The following is a 22,686-nucleotide window of genomic DNA, read 5'->3' on the forward strand; positions in this document are numbered from 1 at the left end:
TGGGGGAGGAGCAGCCAGGCGCCCCACGCTCCCAGCGCCACACCGAGTGCCGCGAGCGCGATCCTCACTGGACCTCCAACGACGTGACCCACTTCGTCTGCAACACGCCAGGCCTGTTCGGTGCGACGAGCCGGCACGGGTAGCCATGATCCGGGCTCAGTTCCTCGCCGTTGAGCCGCAATGCCAGCAACGTCAACGGATCGCGTGCGAACGCCTCGGGCAACGTGGTCGCCCGGTACAGCCCGTCCTCCTCGAGCGACTCGACCCGGACGTCGCCCCCGCTGACCAGGTCGGCGACCCGGACGCCGGTCCAGGTCGCGTTCTGGCTCCACCCCTCGACGCACGCGATCGGCAGGTCGACCGTCGTCTGGGGCATGGCCTTCAGCTCGGCGAGCGAGTAGCTCCTCCCGCCTGCCTTCAGCTTCCAGTCCTGCGGCACGACGACGTTCGCGGCCTTCGCGGTCCGGTTCACCGGCAGGTCGCCGTCCGACCGCCAGGCCAGCACCGAGACCTTGCGCAGCCACGGCACCGTGACGCCCGCCGTCGCGACCACCGCGACACCCGTCGCCAGCGCGGTCGTCCTGAGGAAAGCCCTGCGGGACAGGATGGTCCGTTCCTCGGACGCGGGTTCGAGGCTTCTCCTGATCAGGGGGATCTTCACCGCGATGTGCACCAGCAGCGCACCGGTCACGATCCACGCGACGGCGTAGTGGGCGGTGGGGAAGTAGAACGACCACGGGTAGTTCTGCGCCGCGTTGAACAGACCGGTCACCAGCTCGAAGAACGACGCCGCGATCAGCACGGAGATCGAGCCGCGCTCCAGTGCGTGCGGCACGTTCCTGACCAGCGGCCGTTCGAACAGCTTCGGGTAGACGGTCCACAACTTGGCCAGCAGCAACGGGATCGACGCCACCCCGGAGACCACGTGCACGCCCTGGGTGACGCGGTAGAGGTCGACCGGGCGGGTCGGCCACGGCCAGTCGTGCTGCACGCCGTGGCTGATCAGCCCGGTGACGAAGCACAGCCCGAACGCGATCCCGAGCCACGTGCCGACCCGGCTGGTCACGCCCGTGTGGTGCGCCGGAGCCCGGAACTTCACAACTTCTCCCAACAGGCGAACCAGCGGCCGGCGCGTTCGGCCTGCCACAGCGGGAAGAACCCGTCGGTGGTGAGGGACTCCGCGTCGCCCCAGGCCCACGGGAACCAGGAGCTGTGCGTGCCCCCGGTCCGCACGCGGGCCTGTCCTACGGTCAGCCCGGATCCCGGCCGCTCGACCTCGACGACGACGGTTCCGCCGGGCTCGAGCAGGCGGTGCACGCGGCGCAGCAGCGCGGCCGGGTCGCCGCCGATGCCGATGTTGCCGTCGGCGAGCAGGACGTGCTGCCAGCGCCCTTCGCCGGGCAGGTGGTCGAAGACGTCGCGGCGGATCGCGATGCCGCCGCGTTCGGTGGTGCGGCGCACGGCTTCGGGGGACACGTCGACGCCGAGCGCCTGGACGTCGCGGGACAGCAGGGCGACGACGAGCCGGCCGGGGCCGCAACCGACGTCGAGGGTGGGACCGGTGCAGGCGTCGAGGAGGACGTCGTCGTCGCCGCCGTCGGCGTCGGCCTGCCAGCGGGTGACGCTGAGCTCGCGCGGGGTGGCGCCGGGGAGGTCGAGCCAGCTGGGGCGGCCCTTCAGGGCCTGGTCGAACATCATCGGGGTACCGCCGCGATCCTCGTGAGCGCGGCGGCGAAACGGCTTCCCGGCACCTGCGCGGCCACCGCGCTCGCGTCCGCCATCGTGTCCACATCGGACAGCATCGGCAGGTTCCGCACCCGCGACTCCTGCAACGCCTCGAACGTCCGGGTCCCCGTGTCCGGTTGGGACATCGGCACGTCTTGCAGCACGCGGGCCCGCAGCGGGTCGCGCAGCCCCAGCGCCCACCAGCCGCCGTCCAGCGCGAACCCGAGCGCCGCCTCCTCGAACTCCGCGCACGACGCCAGCAGCTCCGGCGTCACCTGCGGCGTGTCCATCCCGATCTGCAGCACCGGCATCCCGAACCGCGCGATGTCGGCGTGGGCGTTCACCAGGCGTTCGGCGAAGGTCTGACCCCGTTGCGGGATGACCACGCACTCCGCCAGCGCCTCCCGCACGTCCTCGCGCCGCACCACGCCGGCCAGCGCCACCACCGGGACCGCGCCCGGCGTCCCCAGGACGGCCTCGAGCGTGTCGAGCAACGACGCCGCGGCGACGTCCGCCGCCTCCTCCGGGGTCAACGGCGGGCACAGGCGCGTCTTCACCTGACCGGGCACCGGGGACTTGGCCATGACCAGCAGGCAGAACCTCATCGCAGCACCCCCGCCATGTCGCGCGCCGCCCGCAGCGTGCCGCGCACCGAGCCGGACACCTTGGACCGCGTGCCCGCCGCACGGGCGCGGTAGCTGACGTCGACCTCGATCACCCGCCAGCCCGCGGAAGCCGCGCGCACCAGCAGCTCCAGCGGGTAGCCGAACGCCCGGTCCCGCACGTCCAGCGCCAGCAACGCCTCCCGGCGGCACACCCGCAACGGCGCGATGTCGTGCACGTCCAGGCCGCGGCGCCGCAGCAGGCCCGAGATCACCGCGTTGCCCGCTCGCGCGTGCCAGGGCCACACACCGGAGCTGACCGGCCTCCGCCGCCCCACGACGAGGTCGGCCTCGCCCAGCAGCGCCGCCATCCCCGGCAGCTCGGCCAGGTCCAGCGAGCCGTCCGCGTCGGCGAACGCGACCACGTCCGAGGTGGCCGCCAGAAGGCCGGTGTGCACAGCGGCGCCGTAACCGCGCAGAGGCTCGTGCACGACCAGCGCGCCGCAGGAGGCGGCCACGCCGGGGGAGCCGTCGACAGACCCGTTGTCCACCACGATCGCGCGGTGTCCGGGAGGCAGGGAGGCGAGGACCGCCGGCAGTGCGGCGGCCTCGTCCAGGCAGGGCAACACGACATCCATGGGTCCACCCTGGACCATCGGAAAGTGTTGTGGTGCTTACGGAATTGTGACGCGCGAAAGAGTTCTTACGGTTGTCTTGCGCGACCTGCGAGCACCCGCCGGACCCCCTAGGTTGGGCGCGGTGCGTCTAGTCATCGCCGGTTGCCTCGTCACTGCCGCCATCATCGCCGGGATCATTGTCAACGCCCACGACCCCGACATCCTCTACGCCGCCGCGGCACCGCTCTTCGGCAACTGGCACCCGCACGTCGGTCCCGGCACGCCCGTCGCGGTCCTCATCGCGTTCCTGGTCGTGGCCAAGGGACCCGAGCTCGCTCGGCACAGGTTCGCCCTGCCGATCGCCTACGCCACGGCCACGGCGTTCACCTTGTCATTGGCCATGATCGACGGCTGGGACCGGTTCGTCACCAGGCTCACCACCGACGACGAGTACCTGCACGAGGTTCCCGGCGTCACCGGCGTCACCGACGTCCCGGCGATGCTGCGCGGCTTCGCCGGACGGATCCCCGACTTCCAGCCGGACTCGTGGACCACGCACGTCTCCGGTCACCCGCCGGGCGCGCTGCTCACGTTCACGTGGCTCGACCGCGTGGGACTCGGCGGGGGAGCGGCGGCATCGCTCTTCTGCGTGCTGGTCGGATCGCTCGTGGTCGTGGCGATCCCCAAGGCCCTCGACGACAACGCCGTGCTGCCGTTCCTCGTGCTGTTCCCCGGGGCGGTGTGGGTCGGGGCGTCGGCGGACGGCATGTTCATGGGCATCGCGGCCGCGGGCATCTACCTGCTCACGCGGTGGCCACTGCTCGGTGGCGTGGTGCTGGGCTGGTGCCTGTTCCTGTCCTACGGCCTGGTGCTGCTCGCGCCGCTCGCGCTCGCGGCGGTCTGGCGCCGGGACGACCTGCCCGCCACCGCCCGCCGAGCGGGACTGGCCGTGGTCGGCGCTCTGGCGGTCGTAGCGGCGTTCGCGGTGGCGGGGTTCTGGTGGTACGAGGGCTACGAGCTCGTCAAACTCCGCTACTACCAGGGAATCGGCGACACCCGGCCGTACTGGTACTGGGTGTGGGCGAACCTCGCTGCGCTAACGCTGGTCATCGGTCCCGCGGGGATCAAGGGGTTGCGCAAGGACAGGTGGGTCGTCGCGGCCGGTGCGGCGATCCTGGCGGCGGACCTGTCCGGGCTGAGCAAGGCCGAGACCGAACGGATCTGGCTGCCGTTCGCCGTCTGGCTGCTCGCCGGCACCGCGAGGCTCGACAGGAGGTGGCTCACCGCCCAGGCGCTGACCGCCCTGGCGGTGAACCACCTCGTGCTCACGAACTGGTGACGGACTCCCGCTGCGAGGCGAACGCGAAGTCCCGCACGCCCTCGGTGAAGGCGACCTGCGCCTCGAAACCCAGCACGTCCAACGCCTTCGCGGGCGATGCGACGACGTGCCGGACGTCGCCGGGACGAGCGCCGCCGACGATTTCCGGAGCCGGGCCGTCGCACGCCTCGGCCAGTGCGAAGGCGAGGTCGCCGATCGTGTGCGGTTCGCCGGAGCAGACGTTCACGGCCTCGAAACCGGGGCGAGGAGACACCAACGCGAGCACGTTGGCCCGCGCCACATCGGTGACGTGCACGAAGTCGCGCCGCTGCCGGCCGTCCTCCATCACGCGCGGCGCCACGCCGTTCCGCAGCGCCGACCGGAAGATCGACGCCACTCCGGCGTAGGGGGTGTCGCGCGGCATCCGCGGGCCGTAGACGTTGTGGTACCGCAACGCCCACACGCTTCCGCCGGTCTGCCGCGCCCACGCCACAGCCAGGTGCTCCTGGGCCAGCTTCGTCGCCGCATAGGTGCTGCGCGGCTCCAGCGGCGCGTCCTCGGGCACCAGTTCGGACACCACGAAGTCGCCGCAGAAGCACCTCGGCTCGTACACGCCCCGCGCCAGGTCGGCTGCGGACCGCTCGGCGCGGACGATCCCGTGCGACAGGCACCGGTACCGACCCTCGCCGTAGACGACCATCGACGACGCCAGCACCAGCCGTGACACCCCCGCGCGGTGCATCTCGGCCAGCAGCACCGCGGTGCCGAGGTCGTTGTGGCGGGCGTAGGAAGGCGCGTCGAACGGATCCACGCCGTGCCCGACCATCGCCGCCTGGTGGCACACCGCGTCCACTGTGGACAGCAACGGCCGCAGCACGTCGGGGGAGGTGACGTCGCCGACGACCAGTTCGTGGTCCAGCACGGGGACCGCGCCGTGCGCCTCGGGCAGCAACGCGTCGAGAAGCACGCAGTCGTGTCCTTGTGCGGTCAGCTCGTCCGCGACGTGCGATCCGATGAACCCGGCTCCGCCGGTGACCAGTACTCGCATGGACCGACCGTAGGGCCGCCCGTCTCCCCGAGCGCCTCCGCGGCGCTAGCCGTCAGAACTCCGTAAGACCATCTCCACCACGAACCGCGCTCCGGTGGGCGGACGGTCCTCCACCCACACCCGGCCGCCCAGCCGGTGCACGTGCTCGCGGACCAGCGCGAGTCCCAGCCCGCTGCCCGTGTCGTCACCGCGGCTGCCCGCCATGACGCCGCGCGCGAACCGTTCGAAGATCTGCTCCCGCAGGTCCAGCGGCACTCCGGGGCCCGCGTCCTCCACCGTCAGCCGGACCTGTCCACCGCACTCCCGCACACCCACCAGCACCGCGCCACCCGCGTGCCGCTCGGCGTTGTCGAGCAGGTTCGTCAGCACCCGGTCGAGCCTGCGCCGGTCGCCGAGCACCACGGCGGGCTCCAGGTCCAGCGGCACGGGCGCGCGGGTCGCGACCACGTTGCGCACCAGCGCGTCCAGCGCGATCTCCTCCGGTGGCGGGTCGTCGATCTGGTCGGCGCGCGAGATCTCCAGCAGGTCGACGACCATCCGCGCGAACCTGTCGACCTCCGAGGTCAGCAGCTCCAGCGCGGTCCCGGCGGTGCCGGGCAGGTGCTCACGGCGGCGGCGCAGCACCGCGCCCGCGTTCACCATCGTCGTCAACGGCGACCGCAGCTCGTGCGACACGTCCGACGCGAACCGCGCGTCCCGCAACGCCCGCTGCTCCAGCGCCTGGGCCGTCGAGTTGAACTTCGCCGCCAGCGCGGCCAGGTCGGGGTCGTCCTGGTCGGGCAGCCGGGCGCGGAGGTCACCGCCGGCGATCCTGCCGGCCGCGGAGCTCAGCTCCGTCAGCGGTCTCAGCGCCCGTTTCGACGCCCACGAGCCCAGCGCCGCACCGAGCAGGGCGGACCCGATCGTCCCGGCGACGAGCATCGCGCCGAGGAACGCGAACGTCCGGTCGAGCTGCTGCAACCCGGACAGCTCGACGTAGACGGCGCCGCCCGCCACCGGCCGCGCCACGGCGAGCATCGGCACCCCGTCCACGGTGATCCTCGCGGTGCCCGGCGGGTGGTGCACCAGGGCGGCGGGGAGCCGGGACGGGTCGACCGCGCGGCCCGCGGTGAGCACGCCGTCCGGGCCGAACAGGAGGATGGCCGAGTCGGGCCCGCCGAGCAGCTCGCCGAGTGCGGGGGAGGACGGCGACCTCTCCACGAGCCGCGCGTTGAGCTCGGCCTGCCGGGTGGCGCCCGCCTCCCGGTGCCGCAACAGGTAGCCGGTGGCGAGGTTCCACGTCGCGAACGCCAGCACGCTCGTCACGACCAGCAGGCCGAAGCCGAACGAGAGGGTGACGCGACGGCGCAGGGTGAGTCTCACGAGCGGATCCGGTAGCCCGCGCCGCGCACGGTCAGAACCAGCGCCGGATCGTCCGGATTCGCCTCGACCTTGCGCCGCAGTCTTCTTATGTGCACGTCCAGCAACCGGGTGTCACCGAAGTAGTCATATCCCCAGACCCTCTGCAGCAGCTGTTCCCTGGTGACGATTCGGCCGCCCGCACCAGCGAGTTCCAGCAGCAGCCGGAATTCCGTTCTGGTGAGATGAACGCGTTCACCCGCACGGTGCACCAGCCCTTCCTGCGGACGGATTTCCAGATCGCCGATCCGAACGGATTCCCTGCCCGGTCCGCGCCGGCGCAACAACGCGCGGATGCGGGCCGCGAGAACGTCGCCCATCAACGGTTTCGTGACGTAGTCGTCCGCTCCCGCCTCCAGTCCGGCGATCATGTCGCGGGCGTCCGCTCGCGCCGTGACCACGATGACGGGCAGGTCACCGCGGGATCTGAGGGTCCGCACGACGTCCAGCCCGTCGAGGCCGGGCAACGTGAGGTCGACGAGCACGACGTCGAAGGACTCGGTTTCCACCCTTCGCAGGGCCACTTCCCCCGAACCCGCCTCGTCGACGGTGAAACCCTCGTCGGACAAGGCGAGGCTCAACGCCTGCCGGATTCGCTCGTCGTCTTCGACCAGCAGGACCCGTACGCACACGTCGACTCCACTGTGTGAGAGCCGCGGCGACGGCTCTCACACAGTGGAGCGAAAGTCGATCAAAAGCAAGAACACTTCGGTTTAAAATGCGGTCAGCGTGATTTTCGCCGAACGCGGGTTCGGTTCGTGGACAAGTGACTCGAAGCCGCCGACATCGTCGAAGGCGAAGCCGTAGGCCCGGCCGTCGGCCATGTTGGCGTGCACGATCTTCGAGAAGTGGTTCGTCGTCGCACGGGTGTAGAACTCGCTCGCGTTGTACGTCGGCTGGGTGTGCAGGAAGCCGAGCGTCGACCGGTTGAGCGCCGCGCACAGCGACCGCGAGATCGCGCCGAGCTCGTTGTTCGGCGCCGCGAGCCGTCCGTCGCAGTTGAGCACGTCGCGGGTGGACGGCTGCTGGAACTCCGCCACCTGCTGGCCCGAGGTGTTGGTGAACCGCATGACCCCACCGCTGACGCGGCCGGTGAACTTGCGGTTCGGCTCGGCCTGGTACGGCACGACGGTGAGCGGCGTGTTCTGGTAGGTCGACCAGACGCTGGTGACGTAGCTCTGGAAGTACGTGCTCGAGAACAGGCCCGCGTCGAGACCCTTGCTCGGGTTCAGCACGCGCAGCCGGGTGCCGTCGGACCGCGTGTACGCGAGCTTCGCCCAGTCACCGCCGAGCTGCTGGTGCTGGTCGAAGACGCGGTTGCGCCCGTTCGCCACGAGCTGGCCCGCCTTCCTCGTGGCGCCGCCCTGCGACGTCGCCTCGACCGCGTGCGGGACCGCGAACATGTCCACCTGGGAGCTGTTGAGCCACAGACCGCCGCCGTCGTAGCTGAACTCGCTCCAGTCGAACAGGACGTCGCGGTTCGGGTCGCCGCCCGCCCACGGAGCGGGCTGCACGAGACCGTCCGGGACGAGGCTGAACTTCAGCTTGTCCCGGAAGGCCATGTAGATCCGGCCGCCGGCCAGGTTGAGCGGGATCTGCAGGGTCTTGCTGGCGCCGTTGGCCGGGCCGGGGATCGAGAAGTCCGGCGCGGGGACGGGCGGGATCGCACCGCCGGACCACGGGGTGAACTGGCCGTTGCCGTTCACGTAGCCGAGGCGGCCGTTGTAGATGCCGGTGACGTACAGGTGGACCGCGTCGCCGCGGCCCGAGTTGTTCGTGATCGTGAGCGGGAGTTGGCTCGGGGGAGCCGCTTGCACGGGCGGGGACATCGTTGTCAGCCCAAGTAGGGCCGATGTCGCGAGCAGCAGGAGCTTGCGCATCGGGCTATCTCCTCACTGAGACAGGGGTCGTGAGAGCGCTCTCATAGTCAGCGCGATCGTGTTGACCTGTCAAGAATGGTCTTCATGCGCGCACTGACGGTGGATCCCGCACGAGCCGGGTCGTTGTCGTTGTCCGACCTGCCCGATCCGGTGCCGGGACCGGGCGAACTGCTGGTCGAGGGGATGGCGGTCGGCGTCTGCGGGACGGACCGCGAGATCGTCCGCGGGGAGTTCGGGACCGGCGGGACGCTGGTGATCGGTCACGAGTCGCTGGGACGGGTGATCAGCGGGCCGGGGTTCGCCGCGGGCTCCCTGGTGGCGGGAGTGGTCCGCAGGCCCGACCCGGTGCCGTGCGTGGCGTGTGCGCGTGGCGAGTTCGACATGTGCCGCAACGGTCAGTACACCGAGCGCGGGATCACCGGTCTCGACGGGTACGCCTCGACGTTGTGGACGGTGCCCGCCTCCTACGCCGTGGAGGTCAGCTCCGCGACCGGGGTTCTCGTCGAACCGACGTCCGTGGTGGTCAAGGCGTGGGAGCGGCTGGACCGGCTGGCGTTGTTCCCGTTCGAGAGCGTGCTGGTCACCGGCGCGGGGCCGATCGGGCTGCTGGCGGCGTTGGTCGGCGTGCAGCGCGGGCTCGACGTGCACGTGTTCGACCTTGCCTCCGACGGCCCGAAGCCCGCGCTCGTCGAGTCGCTCGGCGCGACCTACCACCGGGAGCTGCCCGACCACCCGGTGGTGATCGAGGCGACCGGGGCGCCGGAGCTCGTCGCCCGGCTGCTCGGGCGCGACCTGGTGTGCCTGACCGGGGTGCCGTCCTCCGAGGTGGTCGAGGCGGACATCGGGCAGGCCAACCGCGACCTGGTGCTGCGCAACGGGATCGTGTTCGGGACGGTCAACGCGAACGTGCGGCACTACCGCGAGGCGGCGGCGGTGCTGGACCGCGCGGACGACGGGTGGCTGTCGTCGATGATCACTCGGCGGGTGCCGCTGGAGTCGTTCGCCGAGGCGTTCGAGCAGCGGCCGGACGACGTGAAGGTAGTGCTAGAGCTGTGAACGCGGCTGCGAGCACGATCCCGGCGGCCAGGAGCAGCGCCTGGTGGTAGCCGTGGCGCAGCAGGGGAGTGGCGACGAGCGGGCCGAGCACCTGGCCCGCGGAGTAGCCCGCGGTGAGCACCGCCGCGGCGCGCGGGAAGCCGAGGTCCGCGCCGATCCTGAGCGAGGTCGCCGCGACGGTGAGGAACGTGCCGCCGAAGAGGACCACGGCGACCAGCGCGGCGGTGGTCCCGCTGACGAGTGCGGGCAGGGCGATGCCGACGGCCTGCAGGAACAGCGCCACCGGCAGCAGGTTCCTGCCCTTGATCATCACCGACAGCGCGGCGGAGACGCCGACGAGCACCCAGGCACCGCTGCCGAGCGGGCCGCTGATCGCGGCGACCAGGAACGTCCCGGCGATGATGTAGCCGACGCCTTCGAGGGTGTAGCTGGTGAACAGCGCGCCGAACCCGCGCCGCCCGCTCCCGGTGGCCTGCGGCCGCGGCCGTTCCGGCCGGAGGTTCCACGCCGCGAGGGCGAGCAGGGCGGACAACCCCGCCGCGACCCACCAGGCGAACCGCCACTGGGCGTGGACCAGGACGACCAGGCCGGACAGCGCGATCCCGGCGCCGACCCCGCTCATGCCCCAGCCCGGCCCGGCGTTCACCGCCGCCACGAACACCAGCGCGCTCGCCACCCCGGCCACCAGCCGCAGCACGAACCACACCGCCAGGCCGTGCGTCAGCGGCATCCCGGCGAGGCTCACCACCAGCACCACGAGCGCCACGCGGTTCGTCGTCCGTGACGGCGCCCGCACGACCGTGGCGAGCGCACCGGCGAAGTAGCCCAGGTAGTTGGCGGTGGCCAGGCTCGCGGCCGAGGCCGCCGACAGACCGGCCTGAGCGGTCATCAGCGGCAGGATCGGCGTGTAGACGAACCGGCCGATGCCCATGCCCGCCGCCAGTGCCGCGGCGGCCTGACGAGCGCTCACAGCCGGCCGGGGTCGTTCGGGTGCGGCTGCACGGCGGTGACGTCGAACTCCATCCACGGGCTCAGCGGAAGGGTGCCGAGCACGTTGGCGTGCAGGTCGTCCTCGTCCCCGGCTCGCCACAGGCCGATGCTGCGCAGCTCGCCGACGGGCCGCCAGAGCCGGACGAGGTTGCCGCTCGCGGTGAGCTCCTTGGCCCGCACGGCCTCCGCGGCGCGCCGGGCGTCCACTTCGGACTGCGGGGTGCCGTCGGGGATCGTGGTGGTGATCTCGACGATGAACTCTCTCATGCCCTCATCGTCCGACCGGGGCGTCCTGGGTGCCACGACCGGCTTTCTCCTTCGTGAGAGCTTCAGCCTCCTAGGATGCGGGCGTGGAACTGCGTCAACTCCGGTACTTCCTCGCCGTCGCCGAAGAGCTCCACTTCGGCAGGGCCGCGGCACGTCTGCTGATCGCGGGGCCCTCGTTGTCGCAGCAGATCAAAGCGCTCGAACGCGACCTCGGCGTGCCGCTGTTCGCCCGCGACCGCCGCGCCGTCGCCCTCACCTCCGCCGGCGCCGCGCTGGTCCCGGAGGTGCGGGCGTTGCTGGAGAGGGCGGACGAGCTGCAGCGGCACGCGCGCCAGCTGTCCGGGTCGCGGCCGGTGCGGATCGGGTACGTCAACTGGCTGCCGCACGACCTCACCTCGCGCACGGCCGGGATCGCGCAGCTGTACGTGGACGCGTGGGTCGTGCCCTCGCACCAGCAGGCAGCGCGGGTGGCCGACGGCAGCCTCGACCTCGCCGTGTGCTGGATCCGCCGGTCCGAGGCAGCCCAGCTCGGCCTCGAGGCGCGGCTGCTCGGCGCCGACCGGCTCTACGCGGTCGCCGTCGGCACCGACACGAGCCCGGTGCGGGCGAAGGACATCGCGGTGCTGGTGGACGACGACGTCACGTCGTGGCAGTCCTGGAACGACTACGCCGAGGAGTTCGCCCGCGACACCGGGGCGGCCGTCCGGCGCATCCACAACGGCGCGATCACCGGGCCGGCGTTCTTCGACCACGTGCGGGTGTGCACGACGCCGGTGCTCAACTCGCCGAAGGGGCAGACGACGCCGTTGCCGCCGGATCTCGTGCAACGGCCCGTCGTCGATCCCGAGGTGGTGTGGACCTGGTCGCTGGTGCGCCGTGCGGACGAGGTGCGCGCCGACGTGATCGCCGCGGCCGAGGCGATAGTGCGGGACGTGGGCGACCTGGGGCTGAGCCGCGCCTGGCTGCCCGCCGACGACCCCTACCGTGCGGTGGGAGGCTGAGCCTCTCACGAGGGAGGGAACAGGTCGCGATTACGCGAAATGCGGAGCGGGTGCACGCCGTTGTGGCTGTCAGTTCCACTTTCCCTCTTCTCGAAAGCGAGCAGGAAAATGACCAGCAAGGTGGCAATCGTCACGGGTGCGTCGCAGGGAATCGGTGCGGCTCTCGTTCCCGCCTACCGCAAGCTCGGCTATTCGGTTGTCGCGGTCTCGCGTTCCATCGGGTCCTCCGACGACCCCGAGGTGCTCACGATCCGCGCCGACCTCTCGAAGACCGGTGAGGGCGCGCGGGTGGTCCGGGAGGCGCTGGCGCGGTTCGGCCGGGTCGACGCGCTCGTGAACAACGCGGGCATCTTCGTGGCCAAGCCGTTCACCGAGTACACCGACGAGGACTTCGCCGTCGTCACCGGCACGAACCTCGTCGGCTTCTTCGACATCACGCGCAGCGCCGTCGCCGCGATGGAGGCGAGCGGCGGGCACGTCGTCAACGTGTCCACGAGCCTCGTCGACCACGCGCTCTCGGCGGTGCCGTCCGCCCTCGCGTCGCTGACCAAGGGCGGTCTGAACGCCGTCACGAAGTCGCTGGCCGTCGAGTACGCGTCGCGCGGCATCCGCTTCAACACGGTGGCGCTCGGCATCATCAGCACGCCGATGCACGCCCCGGAGACGCACGAGGCGCTCGCCGCGCTGCACCCCGCCGGCCGCATCGGCGAGATCTCCGAGGTGGTCGAGGCGATCACGTTCCTGGAACAGGCCGGCTTCGTCACGGGCGAGATCCTGCACGTCGACGGCGGCCAGAGCGCGGGGCACTGACATGGTCCTCGAAGACGTCATGGACCGGTGGAAGGACGCCGTCGACGCGCACGACCCCGAGCGCGTGGCGGCCGGGTTCACCGAGGACGCGATCTTCCAGGGGCTCAAGCCGTACGGGGTGGGGCGTTCCGCCATCGCCGCCTACTACGACTCCCAGCCCATCGGGTTGAAAGCGGAGTACAAGGTCCTGGAAACGCGGCGGCTGTCCGACGAAATGGTTCTCGGATATCTGAACGTCGACTTCTCGTTCACCGACAGGCCGACGATCAGCGTCTACCTGAGCGTGCTCGTGAAGGGAGACCTGATCGCGCACTACCAGGTCTCCCGTCTCCCGAACTAATTCCTCCGGGGCTCCCGGCCGAACGGCAACCGAGGCCGTTCGAGCTCGGGAGCCTCCGGGATCGGCATGGTCACGGGCGCGTCGGGCGTGACCGTGATCGGTTCGCCGTGGTGCCGGGTCTTCAGCTCGCCGCCGTCCACGATCCGGTAGGTGGCCTCGCCGCCGCGCACCTCGACCGCGATCCTGGTGTCCCGGAAGGCCATCCGGAACGAGAACGCGGTCAGCCTGTCCGGCAGCCGCGGCGCGAACGTGAGCTCGCCGCCGTGGTCGCGCATGCCGCCGAACCCGGCCACCAGCGCCGTCCACGCGCCCGCCAGCGAGGCCATGTGCAGGCCGTTGGTGACGTTCCCGTGCAGGTCGCGGAGGTCGGTGAACGCCGCCTCGACGAGGTAGTCGAACGCCAGGCCGAGGTGTCCGACCTCCGCGGCCAGCACCGCCTGCGTGCCTGCTGACAACGACGAGTCGCGCACGGTGCGTGCCTCGTAGTAGGTGAAGTTGCGGGCCTTCTCCTCCTGGGTGAACGCGTCACCACGCACGTGCATCGCGAGGACCAGGTCCGCCTGCTTCACGACCTGACGCCGGTAAAGGTCGAAGTACGGGAAGTGCAGCAGCAGCGGGTACTTGTCCTCCGGCGTGTTCTCGAAGTCCCACTCCGCGTGCTTGGTGAAGTTGTCCGCCTGCGGATGCACTTCGAGCAGCTCGTCGTAGGGCATCGCCATCACGTCGGCGGCCTTGCGCCACGCCGCGATCTCCTCCTCGGACGCGTTCGCCTTGTCCGGGTGGCGTTCCGCCGCGTCGGCGGCGGCGCGGAGGTTCTGCTGCGCTATCAGGTTGGTGTAGATGTTGTTGTCGACGATCGCCGAGTACTCGTCCGGTCCCGTCACGCCGTCGATGCGGAACCCGTCGTGCGGGTCGTGGTGGCCGAGCGACATCCACAGCCGTGCGGTCTCCACGAGGATCTCGGTGGCCTCGTCGCGGTCGAAGTCCTCGTCGTTCGTGGCGTGGAGGTACTGCTGGACGGCGTAGGCGACGTCGCCGGAGACGTGGAACGCCGCCGTGCCCGCCGGCCAGTACGCGCTGCACTCCGCGCCGTTGATCGAACGCCACGGGAACGCGGCACCCTTGAGCCCCAGCACCTGCGCGCGCTCGCGTGCCTTGTCCAATGTGGAGTGACGCCACCGCAGTGCGTCGCGGGCGGCGTCCGGCAGCGTGTAGGTGAGCACCGGGAGCACGAACATCTCGGTGTCCCAGAACGCGTGCCCGTCGTAGCCGGGTCCGGTGAGGCCCTTGCCGGGGATGGCGCGGGTCTCCCCGCGGGCACCGGCCTGCAGGATGTGGAACAGGGCGAACCTGAGCGCCTGCTGCAGCTCGTCGTCGCCCTCGACCTCGATGTCGGAGACCTCCCAGAAGTTGTCCAGGAAGGCCTTCTGCTCCGCCAGTAAACCGTCCCAGCCGGTCTGGCAGGCGCCGGCGAGCGCGGCCTCGACCTGGGCCCGCAGCGCGGGGGTCGACCGCTGGCCCGACCAGCCGTAGGCGAGGTACTTGGTGAGCTTCAGGCAGGTGCCGGCCTTGACGTCGACGGCCGCCGTGAACCGGGCCAGGTCGTCCTCCACGCGGATCTCCGTGCGGGGATCGGTGCTCTCCGCGACCTCCAGCTCGTGGTCCATCGCGGCCGCCATGCGCAGACCGGACACCTTGGTGCGGTGGCACAGCACGGCCCGCGACTTCTCGGCCATCTTGAAGTCGCTGACCAGCGGGGCGTCCAGCGCGGCGGCGACGCGGGGGTCGCTGCTGCGGCTCTTGGTCGGCTCGTTGGCCAGCAGGTCGGACTGCACGACGAGCTGCAGGTCCTCCTCCGGCTCGACCTCGTAGCGGATCGCGGCCACCGCGCGTTGGGTGAAGGACACGAGCCTCTCGCTGCGCACGGTCACACGACGGCCCGTCGGCGACTCCCAGACCGTGCGGCGCCTCAACGTGCCGGTGCGGAAGTCGAGAGTGCGTTCGTGCTCGATCGCGTCGCCGTACCGCATGTCCAGCGGCTCGTCCTCGACCAGCAGGCGGATGATCTTGCCGTCGGTGACGTTGACGACCGTCTGGCCCGCCTCGGGGTAGCCGTAGCCCGCCTCGCCGTACGGCAGCTGGTGCTGCTCGTAGAACCCGTTGAGGTAGGTGCCCGGCAGCCCGCGCGGCTCGCCCTCGTCGAGCGTGCCGCGCATGCCGATGTGGCCGTTGGCCAGCGCGAACGTCGACTCGGTCTGGTGCAGGTTGCCCACGGAGAGGCCCTGCCAGCTCAGCTGCCACGGTTCGATCGCGTAGCTCATGAGAGCAGCTCGTCGAGCTCGTCGACGACCACGTCGGCGCCGCCGGTCCTGAGGGCCTCGGCCTGGTTGCCGCGGTCCACGCCGACGACGAAGCCGAACCCGCCGTCGTGCCCCGCCTTCACGCCCGCGAGCGCGTCCTCGTAGACGGCGGCGTGTTCCGGTGCCGTCTTGAGCCTCCTGGCGCCCTCGATGAACGAGTCCGGCGCCGGTTTGCCCCGCAGGTTCGACGCGGTGATGACGTTGCCGTCCACGAGCGCGTCGACGTAGTCGAGCAGGTTGCCCGCGCGCAGCACGCGCATGGCGTTGGCCGACGACGTGACGACGCCGATGGGCAGGCCGGCCTCGCGGGCCGCCTGGAGGTAGCGGACCGAACCGGCGTACGGCGAGATGCCCTGTTCGTCGATGATGGCGTTGACCAGGTCGTTCTTCTGGTCGCCGATGCGGCGGACCTCGTCCTCGGAGGGGGTGAGACCGCGCGAGGCCAGGAAGCTGCGGACCCCGTCGTAGCGCGGCTTCCCGTCCACGTAGGCGAGGTAGTCCTGCTCGCTGAACGGCTGACCCATGGCTTCGAACGTCTGCCGCCAGGCCTGGCGGTGCAGCACGGCGGTGCTGGTGAGCACGCCGTCGAGGTCGAACAGCAACGCCGTGATCTTCTCGGGGATGCCCAGGCTCATGAGGTGATCATGCACCCGTCTCGCCGACATCGCCGCGCTCTTCTGCGAGACGTTCGTCGAGAGGCCGTGGGTGCGCCTGCTCGTACTCGGTCATCCCGTACTTCGTGGACTCGGCCCAGTCCTCCGGCGGGTCCATGGCGCCCTCGAGCGGATCCCGCTCGAGGTTGTCCTCGTCGAGGCCCTCGAAGCTGTCGGTGTCCTGGGGCACGTAAGCACCGCGATCTTCACTCATGGTGGTACCTGTACCCAGTCCGGCCCTATCCGATGCTTTGCCCGACCAGCGAGCCGATGGCGTAGGTGACGCCCATCGCGATCAGGCCACCCGCGACGTTGCGGACGATGGCGCGCCGCTTGTCCGCCCCGCTGAGCCGCGCGCTGACGAAGCCGGTGAGGGCCAGGGCGAGGATGGCGGCGATCACGGTGACCGGCACGCGCAGGGTCGTGGGGGTGAACGCGATCGCGGCGAGGGGGAGCAGGGCGCCGATCGTGAACGAGATGAAGCTCGCGATGGCGGCGCCCCAGGGGTTGGTGAGCTCCTCCGGGTCGATGTGCAGCTCGGCGTCGGCGTGGGCGGCCAGCGCGTCGTGCTCGGTGAGCTGCCTGGCGACCTCCTGCGCGGTCGCGGCGTCCAGGCCCTTGCCCTCGTAGATGTCCTTGAGCTCCTCCAGCTCCTCCTCGGGCGTCTCGCGCAGCTCCCGGCTCTCCTTGGCGAGGAGGGCGCGCTCGGCGTCGCGCTGGCTGCTGACCGACACGTACTCGCCGCTCGCCATGGACATCGCACCGGCGAAGAGGCCCGCCAGGCCCGCGACGAGGATCTGGGCCCTGTCCGTGGTGGCGCCCGCGACGCCCACCACGAGGCTGGCGGTGGACACGATGCCGTCGTTCGCGCCGAGCACTCCCGCCCGGAGCCAGTTCATCCGGTCGCCGGTGACCTCGTCGTGGGGCTCGTCGTGCGTCATGGTTCGGAGATTAGTGCGCCGGTTGGCGGTCACGATGTGCGCCCCACTGTGCTGATCGGGTGAGTTTTGCCTGGTCAACGGGTAGATGTTCAATTTTTGTCAGACCCCCGTGGCAGCATGTCGAACAGGTGTTCGTGAGCGTGCTAGAAGGAGGTCAGTCCCGATGCAGATCGAACCCAGTCGCTGGCCGGGCCGCGTGGTCCCTTCCACCGACGCCGACGTGGACATCGCCGTCGAGGCCCTCTGCGAGCGCGCCTCGTGGCCGGACGCCGACCGCCGGTGGGTGCGCCGCCTGCTGGAGCCGTGGTTCAAGGCGGGCTGGAGCGTCGACGCCCTCCTGGTGGCCATCGACACCAAGCCCGACGGCAGCCGCCAGGGCCGCCCGCGCTCACGGGACCAGGTGGCCCACGAGTTCCTGCGGGCCCGCCTGCGCACCTGGACGGCGGACGGCGCGGGCCTGGCCCGCCCGCCGCTGAAGGGCACCTCGCTGGGCGAGTGGTACCGCGTGAACCGCCGCAACGCCGCCCTGCACGCCCCGCGCTCCCGCACGGGCCTGACGTCGGAGGGCGAGCGGGCGCGGGCCGAGTCGCGCGCCCTGGCCCACCGCCGCGACCCGGTGGAGCGCAGCCGGGAGAAGGGCCGCCGGAGGCAGGAGGTGCTGGACAGCCTGCTCCTGCCGGGACAGGAGGTGCCGTCGTTCGCCGACTCGTGGCGGCTGGTGGCGGAGCTGATCCCGGTGCCGCGGGTGTGCTCGGCGTGCGGGCACGTGCGCAACGAGGTGGTACGGCCGGCGCACCGGGTGGCGTAGGCACCAGGTGCGTGGGCCCGTGCTCGTGAGATCGCCGAGCACTGGTCCAGCTTCCGCGATGTCGTTCTTCACTCCACGCGGACCTCCTACCTGCGGTGACTGGCCTGAATCGGGCCGTCGCCGAGAGACCTCCCACGCCGATTCGGTGAGAAGTGGTTGAACTCGGCCCAGGTCGGGAACACGGAACGAGTTTCTTGTTTCCTGATGTGAGGGGCCGAAATGCTCGAAGTGACGCCGGTGGCTGCTGAGGTCATCAACGAGCTGACGTCGCAGACGGAGGCCGCCAGCGACGAGGTCGGCCTGCGTTTCGCACTCGCCACCGACCAGGACAGCCAGGCCCTGGAGCTCACGCTGAGCGAGGCCGTCGACGGCGACGAGGTGGTGACCGCCCCCGCCGGTGCCAAGGTCATGATGGAGCCGGCCGCCGCCCAGTACCTGGACGACAAGGTGCTCGACGTGCGCCAGGACGACGAGGGGAACCCGGCCTTCGCCATCGCGCGGCAGGAGCAGGAGGGCTGAGCCCGGAGCTCCGGACGGGCCGGACCCCGCGCGTGGGGCCCGGCCCGTTCTCGTTCGTTCTTCCGAAAGCGAAACGCCCCCTGCCACGAAGGCAAGGGGCGTCGTGCTGAACCGGTGATCAGCCTTCGATGCGGCGGATGACCGAGATCGGGCCGATCGAGTCGATGTCGGCGATCTTCACCGGCACGCCCTCGGTCGAGGCGTGCACGGCACGGATGCCGTCCACCGCCATCGCCACGTGGGACTGGCTCGAGTAGTAGACGATGATGTCACCGGCCTTGACCTCACTGCGGCTCACCGAACGACCCGCTGCCGCCTGGGCGTAGCTGGTGCGGCCGATGCTCACGCCCGCCTCGCGGTACGCGGCCTGGATCAGCGACGAGCAGTCCCACGAGTTCGGCCCGTTCGAGCCGTAGACGTAGGGCTTGCCGCGCTGGGCCAGAGCGAACTGCAGGGCGCGTCCCGCGGTGCCGGCCGGGACCGAGATGTTCGACATGTCGCCGCCCGCGGCCAGCTGGTTGCGCACGGTCGAGCTCAGCGAGCGGTACTGGGCCTGGGCCTCGCTGAGCTGCTTGTCGAGATCGGCCTTCTTCTGGTCCATCTCGGCGAGCAGCTTCTTCGAGGCCTCGGTGGCCTCGTTCGCCGACTTCGTGGCGGCGTCCGCCGCCTCGACGGCGTCCGTGAGCTTCTTGAGAGCGTCCGCGTTGTCGGCCGCGAGGATGTTGATGGCCGACATGCGGTTGAGGAAGTCCTGCTGGGAGTCGCTCACCAGGAGCGCGGAGATCTGGTTGAAGCGCGCGCCCGAGTAGGTGGCCTCGGTGAGGAGGTCGACCTGACCGCGGAGGGACTCCTCGGCCTTCTGGGCGTTGGCCAGGTCGCCCTTGGCCTTGTCCAGTTCGCCCTGCTTGGCGGCCAGGTCGCCCTGTGCCTTCAGGTGGTCCTGGTTGAGCTTGGAAGCCTGCTCGGACAGCTCGTTGTACTTCTTGAGCGCGTCGGCAGGAGAAGGCTGTGCGGTGGCCGGGGTCGTGGGGAGAGTGGCCGCGACGACTGCTGCCGTCGCCACGAACGCTCCACGCACGATACGGCGCGAGGGGTGCGACACCACGTCGCGGGTCCTCCTTGTTTCCTGGCAGCTGCCCCGCGAGAACTACTGCGCGTGAGGCGGCAACCTTGGCGTGTGCCCCGAGTGGGTTAACTGCTGGGCCGAAGGTCTCGGACAGGTTACGGAACGAGCTGATGTTCGTCCAGCACCCGGACCTCAACAGTTGACCACCAGCACGTTCTCACAGTCACCCACGTGGGTTTATCGCGGGGTGGAGACCCACATCACCCGACTACGCGACGGATCACCGAAATGGGTCCGATGGAGTCGATGTCCGCGATCTTCACCGGCACGCCCTCGGTGGACGCGTGGACCGCGCGGACGCTGTCCACGGCCATCGCCACGTGCGACTGACCCGAGTAGTAGATGATGAGGTCTCCCGGAGCGATCTGGCTGCGGGTCACGCCGCGCCCGACCTTCGCCTGGTCGTAGGTGACACGCGGGATGGACACACCCGCCGCCCGGTACGAGGCCTGCATCAGCGACGAGCAGTCCCACGAGTTGGGCCCGTTGGAGCCGAACACGTAGGGCTTGCCGCGCTCGCCCAGCGCGAAGTTCAGCGCCACGCCCGCCGCACCCGACGGCACCGGCACGGCGGAGGTGTCGCCAGGAGCCTTCAGGGTCTGCTTCTGCGGCACCGACAGCGACTGGTACTTGGTCCGCGCCGCCGACACCTGCTGGTCCATGGCGGCCTTGCGCGCGGACACGTCCGCCGCGAACTTCTCCGCCGCGCTCGCGGCCGCGGTGGCGTCGGCCCGCGCCTTCTCCGCCGCGCCCAGCGTGGCGTCGAGCCGCGCCACCGCCTCGTTCTGGTCGGCGGCGATGATGGTCATCGCCTGCATCCGCTCCAGGAAGTCCTGCTGGGACGACGAGGTGAGCAACGCCGAGATGTTGGTGAACCGCGCGCCCTCGAACGTCGCCTCGGTCAGCACGTCGACCTGGCCGCGGAACTGCTGGGACTCGGCCAGCGCCTTCTTCTCCGCCTCGGTGGCGGCACCCGCGACCGCGTTGGCCTGCGCGAGGTCGCCCTGGGCCTTGAGGTGGTCCTGGCTGAGCTTCTCGGCCTGTTGCGTGAGCTCGTTGTAGGTCTTCAGCGCGTCGGCGGCGGGCTGGGCGTGCGCCGAGGGCATCGACACCACCGTCGCGGCGATCACGGCGGCGAAAGCGGTGGTCCTTGCAGCACGATGGCCGGGCACGCGGCCTCCTCGGAGTAGGAATCGGCTTTCTGAGGAGGCGTACGGCCGAACGGCCGTCCGGGTTCAGTCCGCGGACCGTCGACTCCTTCCTGTCACCGGCCGGCTTCGCCCGGTGACGGGGGTACCGGTATGTCCGGTCTTCCATCACCACTTGATAGGTTAGGCAAGCCTAAACTCAGGAGGTGGACAGATGCGCAGGACAGTCGCCGCGGTTCTGCTGCTCGGCTTGGTCGCCGGGTGTGGCGGGAACGCTCCCGCTGAGCAGGGAACCGGTCAGTGGTCCTTCAAGGACGACCGCGGTAAGGAGGTCACCGCACCGGAGCGGCCGAAGCGCGTTGTCGCCCAGGTGTCCGCCGCTGGTGCGCTGAAGGACTTCGGCGTCAACGTCGTCGGCACGTTCGGCCCGCTCAAGCGCGCGGACGGCACGACCGACCCCGAGGCAGGCAGCATCGACCCGAGCCAGGTCACCGACGTCACCGGCCCCGGTTACGGCGAGATCGACTTCGAGAAGTTCGCGGCGCTCGACGCCGACCTCGTGGTCGCGGGCTACTACCCGGAGGTCACCGGTCTCTGGCACCTCACCGCCGAGTTCGAGGAGAAGGTCGTCAAGGTCGCGCCGACCGTCGGCATCGGCCAGTCGAAGATCAAGCTTCCGGAGGGCGTCAAGCGCTTCCGCGAGCTCGCCAGGTCGCTCGGCGGGGACACGGAGTCGGCGAAGGTGAAGGCCGACGAGGAGGCGTTCACCAAGGCCGCCGACCGGTTGAAGGCCATCGGCGCCAGGATGAAGGCCGCGAACCAGAAGATCCAGGTCGTCGGCGCTGACCCGAAGCTCTTCTACGTCGCGGTGCCCGCCCGCAACCCCGAACCTCGACCGCCTCGGCACCCGCGAGCCGGAGGTCTACGGCCGCACGACGTACGCCGACCTGGTCACGATGTGCGTGGCCGAGGGCAAGGAGCTCAACTTCGAGGTCGAGGTGCGCCAGACCGCCCACGAGGGCGAGATGGTCGCGTGGCTGCACGAGGCCGCCGACCTCTCGATTCCCGTGGTGCTGAACGGCGCCGCCTGGACGCACTACTCGATCGCGGTGCGCGACGCGTGCTCGCAGCTGACCGCGCCCCTGGTCGAGGTGCACATCTCGAACATCCACCAGCGCGAGGAGTTCCGGCAGCACAGCGTCATCTCGGCGGTCGCGAACGGCGTGATCGTGGGGCTGGGCGTGGAGGGCTACCTGCTGGCGCTGCGCTGGCTGGCGCTCAAGAGGTAGCGCCGTGCTGCACCACGTCGAGCTGTGGGTGCCGGACCTCGCCCGCGCCGAAGCCACCTTCGGGTGGCTTTTCCAGGAGCTCGGCTGGACCGAGTACCAGCGCTGGAACGCGGGCGTCAGCTGGAAGCTCGACGAGACCTACGTCGTGGTCGAACAGTCCCCGGCGCTCACCGGTCCACACGATCGGATGAAAGCCGGTCTCAACCACCTCGCTCTGCACGCGGGCGCCAAAGCGGACGTCGACAGGCTCACGCGGGAAGCCCAGCAGAACGGCTGGCAGCTGATGTTCGCGGACGAACATCCTCACGCCGGCGGCCCAGACCACTACGCCGCGTTCCTGGAGAACGAGGACGGCTTCGAGGTCGAGCTAGTGGCGAGCTGAGTCCTTCTGCACCAGGAAGCCGCCCAGCAGCAACCCGAGCCCCGCCGGCGCCAGCACGAGCAACGCCGTGAACGCCGCCCCGCCCGTCAACGCCACCCACAGCGCCTCCTGCCCGGTCTGGTCGACCAGCAACGCCGACCCGATCACCCCGAGCGCCCCGGCGAACGGGCCGGCGATCAGGGCGGCGATGAACCACTGCATGCCCGGCGACGGCAGGTCGCGCAGGCGGTCGACCGCGCCCCAGATCACGGCGGCGGCCACGAGCAGCCCGATGGCGATGGGGCGGACCGACGTGGCCTCGGGGCTGCGCACGCCCACCGCCGCCACGCCGGTCTGCACGGCTCCGTGCAGGAGCCCCATCCACAACGCACGGACGAACCAAGGACGCATGCGGACAGCTTAGGACTG

26 protein-coding genes and 1 pseudogene are annotated in these 22,686 nt (G+C 70.6%); 10 read left to right on the forward strand and 17 right to left on the reverse strand.

The window, feature by feature from the left end; translation table 11 throughout:
• Positions 1 to 64 precede the first annotated feature (64 nt).
• The 4 genes from VM306_RS21450 to VM306_RS21465 are packed head-to-tail and all read right to left on the reverse strand — an operon-like array spanning position 65 to position 2,965.
• On the reverse strand, positions 65 to 1,099 hold the full coding sequence (locus tag VM306_RS21450; RefSeq protein WP_325517809.1) for a molybdopterin-dependent oxidoreductase: 1,035 nt from the start codon (positions 1,097 to 1,099) through the stop codon (positions 65 to 67).
• Complete coding sequence (locus VM306_RS21455; RefSeq protein ID WP_325517811.1) at positions 1,096 to 1,698, reverse strand: class I SAM-dependent methyltransferase; 603 nt, start codon at positions 1,696 to 1,698, stop codon at positions 1,096 to 1,098. Before VM306_RS21455 ends, VM306_RS21450 begins: the two co-directional genes overlap by 4 nt.
• Positions 1,695 to 2,330 (reverse strand): TIGR04282 family arsenosugar biosynthesis glycosyltransferase, encoded by a 636-nt coding sequence (locus VM306_RS21460; RefSeq protein WP_325517813.1) that lies wholly within the window; start codon positions 2,328 to 2,330, stop codon positions 1,695 to 1,697. Before VM306_RS21460 ends, VM306_RS21455 begins: the two co-directional genes overlap by 4 nt.
• Positions 2,327 to 2,965: a glycosyltransferase family 2 protein gene (locus tag VM306_RS21465; RefSeq protein WP_325517815.1), complete on the reverse strand. Its 639-nt coding sequence runs from the start codon at positions 2,963 to 2,965 to the stop codon at positions 2,327 to 2,329. The genes VM306_RS21460 and VM306_RS21465 overlap by 4 nt, the downstream gene beginning before the upstream one ends.
• Positions 2,966 to 3,086: 121 nt before the next feature.
• Between VM306_RS21465 and VM306_RS21470 the strand changes: the two genes are divergently transcribed.
• On the forward strand, positions 3,087 to 4,283 hold the full coding sequence (locus tag VM306_RS21470) for a hypothetical protein (protein WP_414672426.1): 1,197 nt from the start codon (positions 3,087 to 3,089) through the stop codon (positions 4,281 to 4,283).
• Here VM306_RS21470 and VM306_RS21475 read toward each other — a convergent pair.
• The 4 genes from VM306_RS21475 to VM306_RS21490 all read right to left on the reverse strand — a co-directional run bounded on the left by VM306_RS21475 (position 4,270) and on the right by VM306_RS21490 (position 8,588).
• A complete protein-coding gene (locus tag VM306_RS21475; protein WP_325517817.1) occupies positions 4,270 to 5,310 on the reverse strand; it encodes an NAD-dependent epimerase/dehydratase family protein in 1,041 nt (346 codons plus the stop codon). The genes VM306_RS21470 and VM306_RS21475 overlap by 14 nt on opposite strands.
• A gap of 45 nt (positions 5,311 to 5,355) precedes the next feature.
• On the reverse strand, positions 5,356 to 6,672 hold the full coding sequence (locus VM306_RS21480; protein ID WP_325517819.1) for a HAMP domain-containing sensor histidine kinase: 1,317 nt from the start codon (positions 6,670 to 6,672) through the stop codon (positions 5,356 to 5,358).
• A complete protein-coding gene (locus VM306_RS21485) occupies positions 6,669 to 7,340 on the reverse strand; it encodes a response regulator transcription factor (protein ID WP_325517821.1) in 672 nt (223 codons plus the stop codon). The genes VM306_RS21480 and VM306_RS21485 overlap by 4 nt, the downstream gene beginning before the upstream one ends.
• Before the next feature lie 81 nt (positions 7,341 to 7,421).
• Positions 7,422 to 8,588: a beta-1,3-glucanase family protein gene (locus tag VM306_RS21490; protein WP_325517824.1), complete on the reverse strand. Its 1,167-nt coding sequence runs from the start codon at positions 8,586 to 8,588 to the stop codon at positions 7,422 to 7,424.
• A gap of 84 nt (positions 8,589 to 8,672) precedes the next feature.
• On the opposite strand from VM306_RS21490, the gene VM306_RS21495 reads away from it, so the two are divergent.
• Positions 8,673 to 9,644, forward strand: a complete 972-nt coding sequence (locus VM306_RS21495; RefSeq protein ID WP_325517826.1) for an alcohol dehydrogenase catalytic domain-containing protein — start codon at positions 8,673 to 8,675, stop codon at positions 9,642 to 9,644.
• Here VM306_RS21495 and VM306_RS21500 read toward each other — a convergent pair.
• Together VM306_RS21500 and VM306_RS21505 are read right to left on the reverse strand one after the other, a co-directional pair.
• Positions 9,562 to 10,614 carry a YbfB/YjiJ family MFS transporter gene (locus VM306_RS21500; RefSeq protein ID WP_325517828.1) on the reverse strand — a complete coding sequence of 351 codons (1,053 nt, stop codon included), beginning with the start codon at positions 10,612 to 10,614 and terminating at the stop codon, positions 9,562 to 9,564. The two genes, VM306_RS21495 and VM306_RS21500, sit on opposite strands and share 83 nt — an antisense overlap.
• Positions 10,611 to 10,901: a muconolactone Delta-isomerase family protein gene (locus VM306_RS21505; RefSeq protein WP_325517830.1), complete on the reverse strand. Its 291-nt coding sequence runs from the start codon at positions 10,899 to 10,901 to the stop codon at positions 10,611 to 10,613. The genes VM306_RS21500 and VM306_RS21505 overlap by 4 nt, the downstream gene beginning before the upstream one ends.
• Before the next feature lie 83 nt (positions 10,902 to 10,984).
• On the opposite strand from VM306_RS21505, the gene VM306_RS21510 reads away from it, so the two are divergent.
• From VM306_RS21510 to VM306_RS21520, 3 genes are all read left to right on the forward strand, one after another.
• Complete coding sequence (locus VM306_RS21510; protein WP_325517832.1) at positions 10,985 to 11,902, forward strand: LysR family transcriptional regulator; 918 nt, start codon at positions 10,985 to 10,987, stop codon at positions 11,900 to 11,902.
• A 108-nt stretch (positions 11,903 to 12,010) separates the two neighbouring features.
• Positions 12,011 to 12,712, forward strand: a complete 702-nt coding sequence (locus VM306_RS21515) for an SDR family NAD(P)-dependent oxidoreductase (protein WP_325517834.1) — start codon at positions 12,011 to 12,013, stop codon at positions 12,710 to 12,712.
• Between the two features lies 1 nt (position 12,713).
• The gene (locus tag VM306_RS21520) at positions 12,714 to 13,052 is read left to right on the forward strand and encodes a hypothetical protein (protein ID WP_325517836.1); all 339 of its coding nucleotides are present in this window, start codon (positions 12,714 to 12,716) and stop codon (positions 13,050 to 13,052) included.
• Here VM306_RS21520 and VM306_RS21525 read toward each other — a convergent pair.
• The 4 genes from VM306_RS21525 to VM306_RS21540 are packed head-to-tail and all read right to left on the reverse strand — an operon-like array spanning position 13,049 to position 17,006.
• Positions 13,049 to 15,373 carry a glycoside hydrolase family 65 protein gene (locus VM306_RS21525; protein ID WP_325517839.1) on the reverse strand — a complete coding sequence of 775 codons (2,325 nt, stop codon included), beginning with the start codon at positions 15,371 to 15,373 and terminating at the stop codon, positions 13,049 to 13,051. The genes VM306_RS21520 and VM306_RS21525 overlap by 4 nt on opposite strands.
• Positions 15,370 to 16,047 (reverse strand): beta-phosphoglucomutase family hydrolase, encoded by a 678-nt coding sequence (locus VM306_RS21530; protein WP_325517841.1) that lies wholly within the window; start codon positions 16,045 to 16,047, stop codon positions 15,370 to 15,372. The genes VM306_RS21525 and VM306_RS21530 overlap by 4 nt, the downstream gene beginning before the upstream one ends.
• A 7-nt stretch (positions 16,048 to 16,054) precedes the next feature.
• Positions 16,055 to 16,279 (reverse strand): hypothetical protein, encoded by a 225-nt coding sequence (locus VM306_RS21535; protein WP_325517843.1) that lies wholly within the window; start codon positions 16,277 to 16,279, stop codon positions 16,055 to 16,057.
• A 25-nt stretch (positions 16,280 to 16,304) separates the two neighbouring features.
• A complete protein-coding gene (locus tag VM306_RS21540; RefSeq protein WP_325517845.1) occupies positions 16,305 to 17,006 on the reverse strand; it encodes a VIT family protein in 702 nt (233 codons plus the stop codon).
• Between the two features lie 163 nt (positions 17,007 to 17,169).
• Between VM306_RS21540 and VM306_RS21545 the strand changes: the two genes are divergently transcribed.
• Both VM306_RS21545 and VM306_RS21550 read left to right on the forward strand, forming a co-directional pair.
• Positions 17,170 to 17,814 carry a hypothetical protein gene (locus tag VM306_RS21545; protein WP_325517847.1) on the forward strand — a complete coding sequence of 215 codons (645 nt, stop codon included), beginning with the start codon at positions 17,170 to 17,172 and terminating at the stop codon, positions 17,812 to 17,814.
• 219 nt (positions 17,815 to 18,033) lie between these two features.
• Positions 18,034 to 18,333 carry an iron-sulfur cluster biosynthesis protein gene (locus tag VM306_RS21550; protein ID WP_325517849.1) on the forward strand — a complete coding sequence of 100 codons (300 nt, stop codon included), beginning with the start codon at positions 18,034 to 18,036 and terminating at the stop codon, positions 18,331 to 18,333.
• Positions 18,334 to 18,451: 118 nt separating this feature from the next.
• Here VM306_RS21550 and VM306_RS21555 read toward each other — a convergent pair whose 3' ends face one another.
• Both VM306_RS21555 and VM306_RS21560 read right to left on the reverse strand, forming a co-directional pair.
• Entirely contained in the window at positions 18,452 to 19,396 is a 945-nt protein-coding gene (locus VM306_RS21555; protein WP_325517851.1) for a C40 family peptidase, read from the reverse strand.
• Between the two features lie 263 nt (positions 19,397 to 19,659).
• A complete protein-coding gene (locus VM306_RS21560) occupies positions 19,660 to 20,631 on the reverse strand; it encodes a C40 family peptidase (protein ID WP_325517853.1) in 972 nt (323 codons plus the stop codon).
• A gap of 190 nt (positions 20,632 to 20,821) precedes the next feature.
• Between VM306_RS21560 and VM306_RS41415 the strand changes: the two are divergent.
• The 3 genes and pseudogenes from VM306_RS41415 to VM306_RS21575 form a co-directional block, all read left to right on the forward strand.
• Positions 20,822 to 21,424 (forward strand): annotated as a pseudogene (locus VM306_RS41415) (ABC transporter substrate-binding protein); the annotation flags it as partial.
• 25 nt (positions 21,425 to 21,449) lie between these two features.
• Positions 21,450 to 21,896: a type II 3-dehydroquinate dehydratase gene (aroQ, locus tag VM306_RS21570; protein ID WP_325517865.1), complete on the forward strand. Its 447-nt coding sequence runs from the start codon at positions 21,450 to 21,452 to the stop codon at positions 21,894 to 21,896.
• Positions 21,897 to 21,900: 4 nt separating this feature from the next.
• A complete protein-coding gene (locus VM306_RS21575) occupies positions 21,901 to 22,278 on the forward strand; it encodes a VOC family protein (RefSeq protein ID WP_325517857.1) in 378 nt (125 codons plus the stop codon).
• On the opposite strand, the gene VM306_RS21580 is transcribed toward VM306_RS21575, so the two are convergent.
• Entirely contained in the window at positions 22,264 to 22,668 is a 405-nt protein-coding gene (locus tag VM306_RS21580) for a B-4DMT family transporter (protein WP_325517860.1), read from the reverse strand. The genes VM306_RS21575 and VM306_RS21580 overlap by 15 nt on opposite strands.
• Positions 22,669 to 22,686 lie beyond the last annotated feature (18 nt).

This window comes from Lentzea sp. (genome assembly GCF_035525475.1).
Taxonomy (GTDB): domain Bacteria; phylum Actinomycetota; class Actinomycetes; order Mycobacteriales; family Pseudonocardiaceae; genus Lentzea.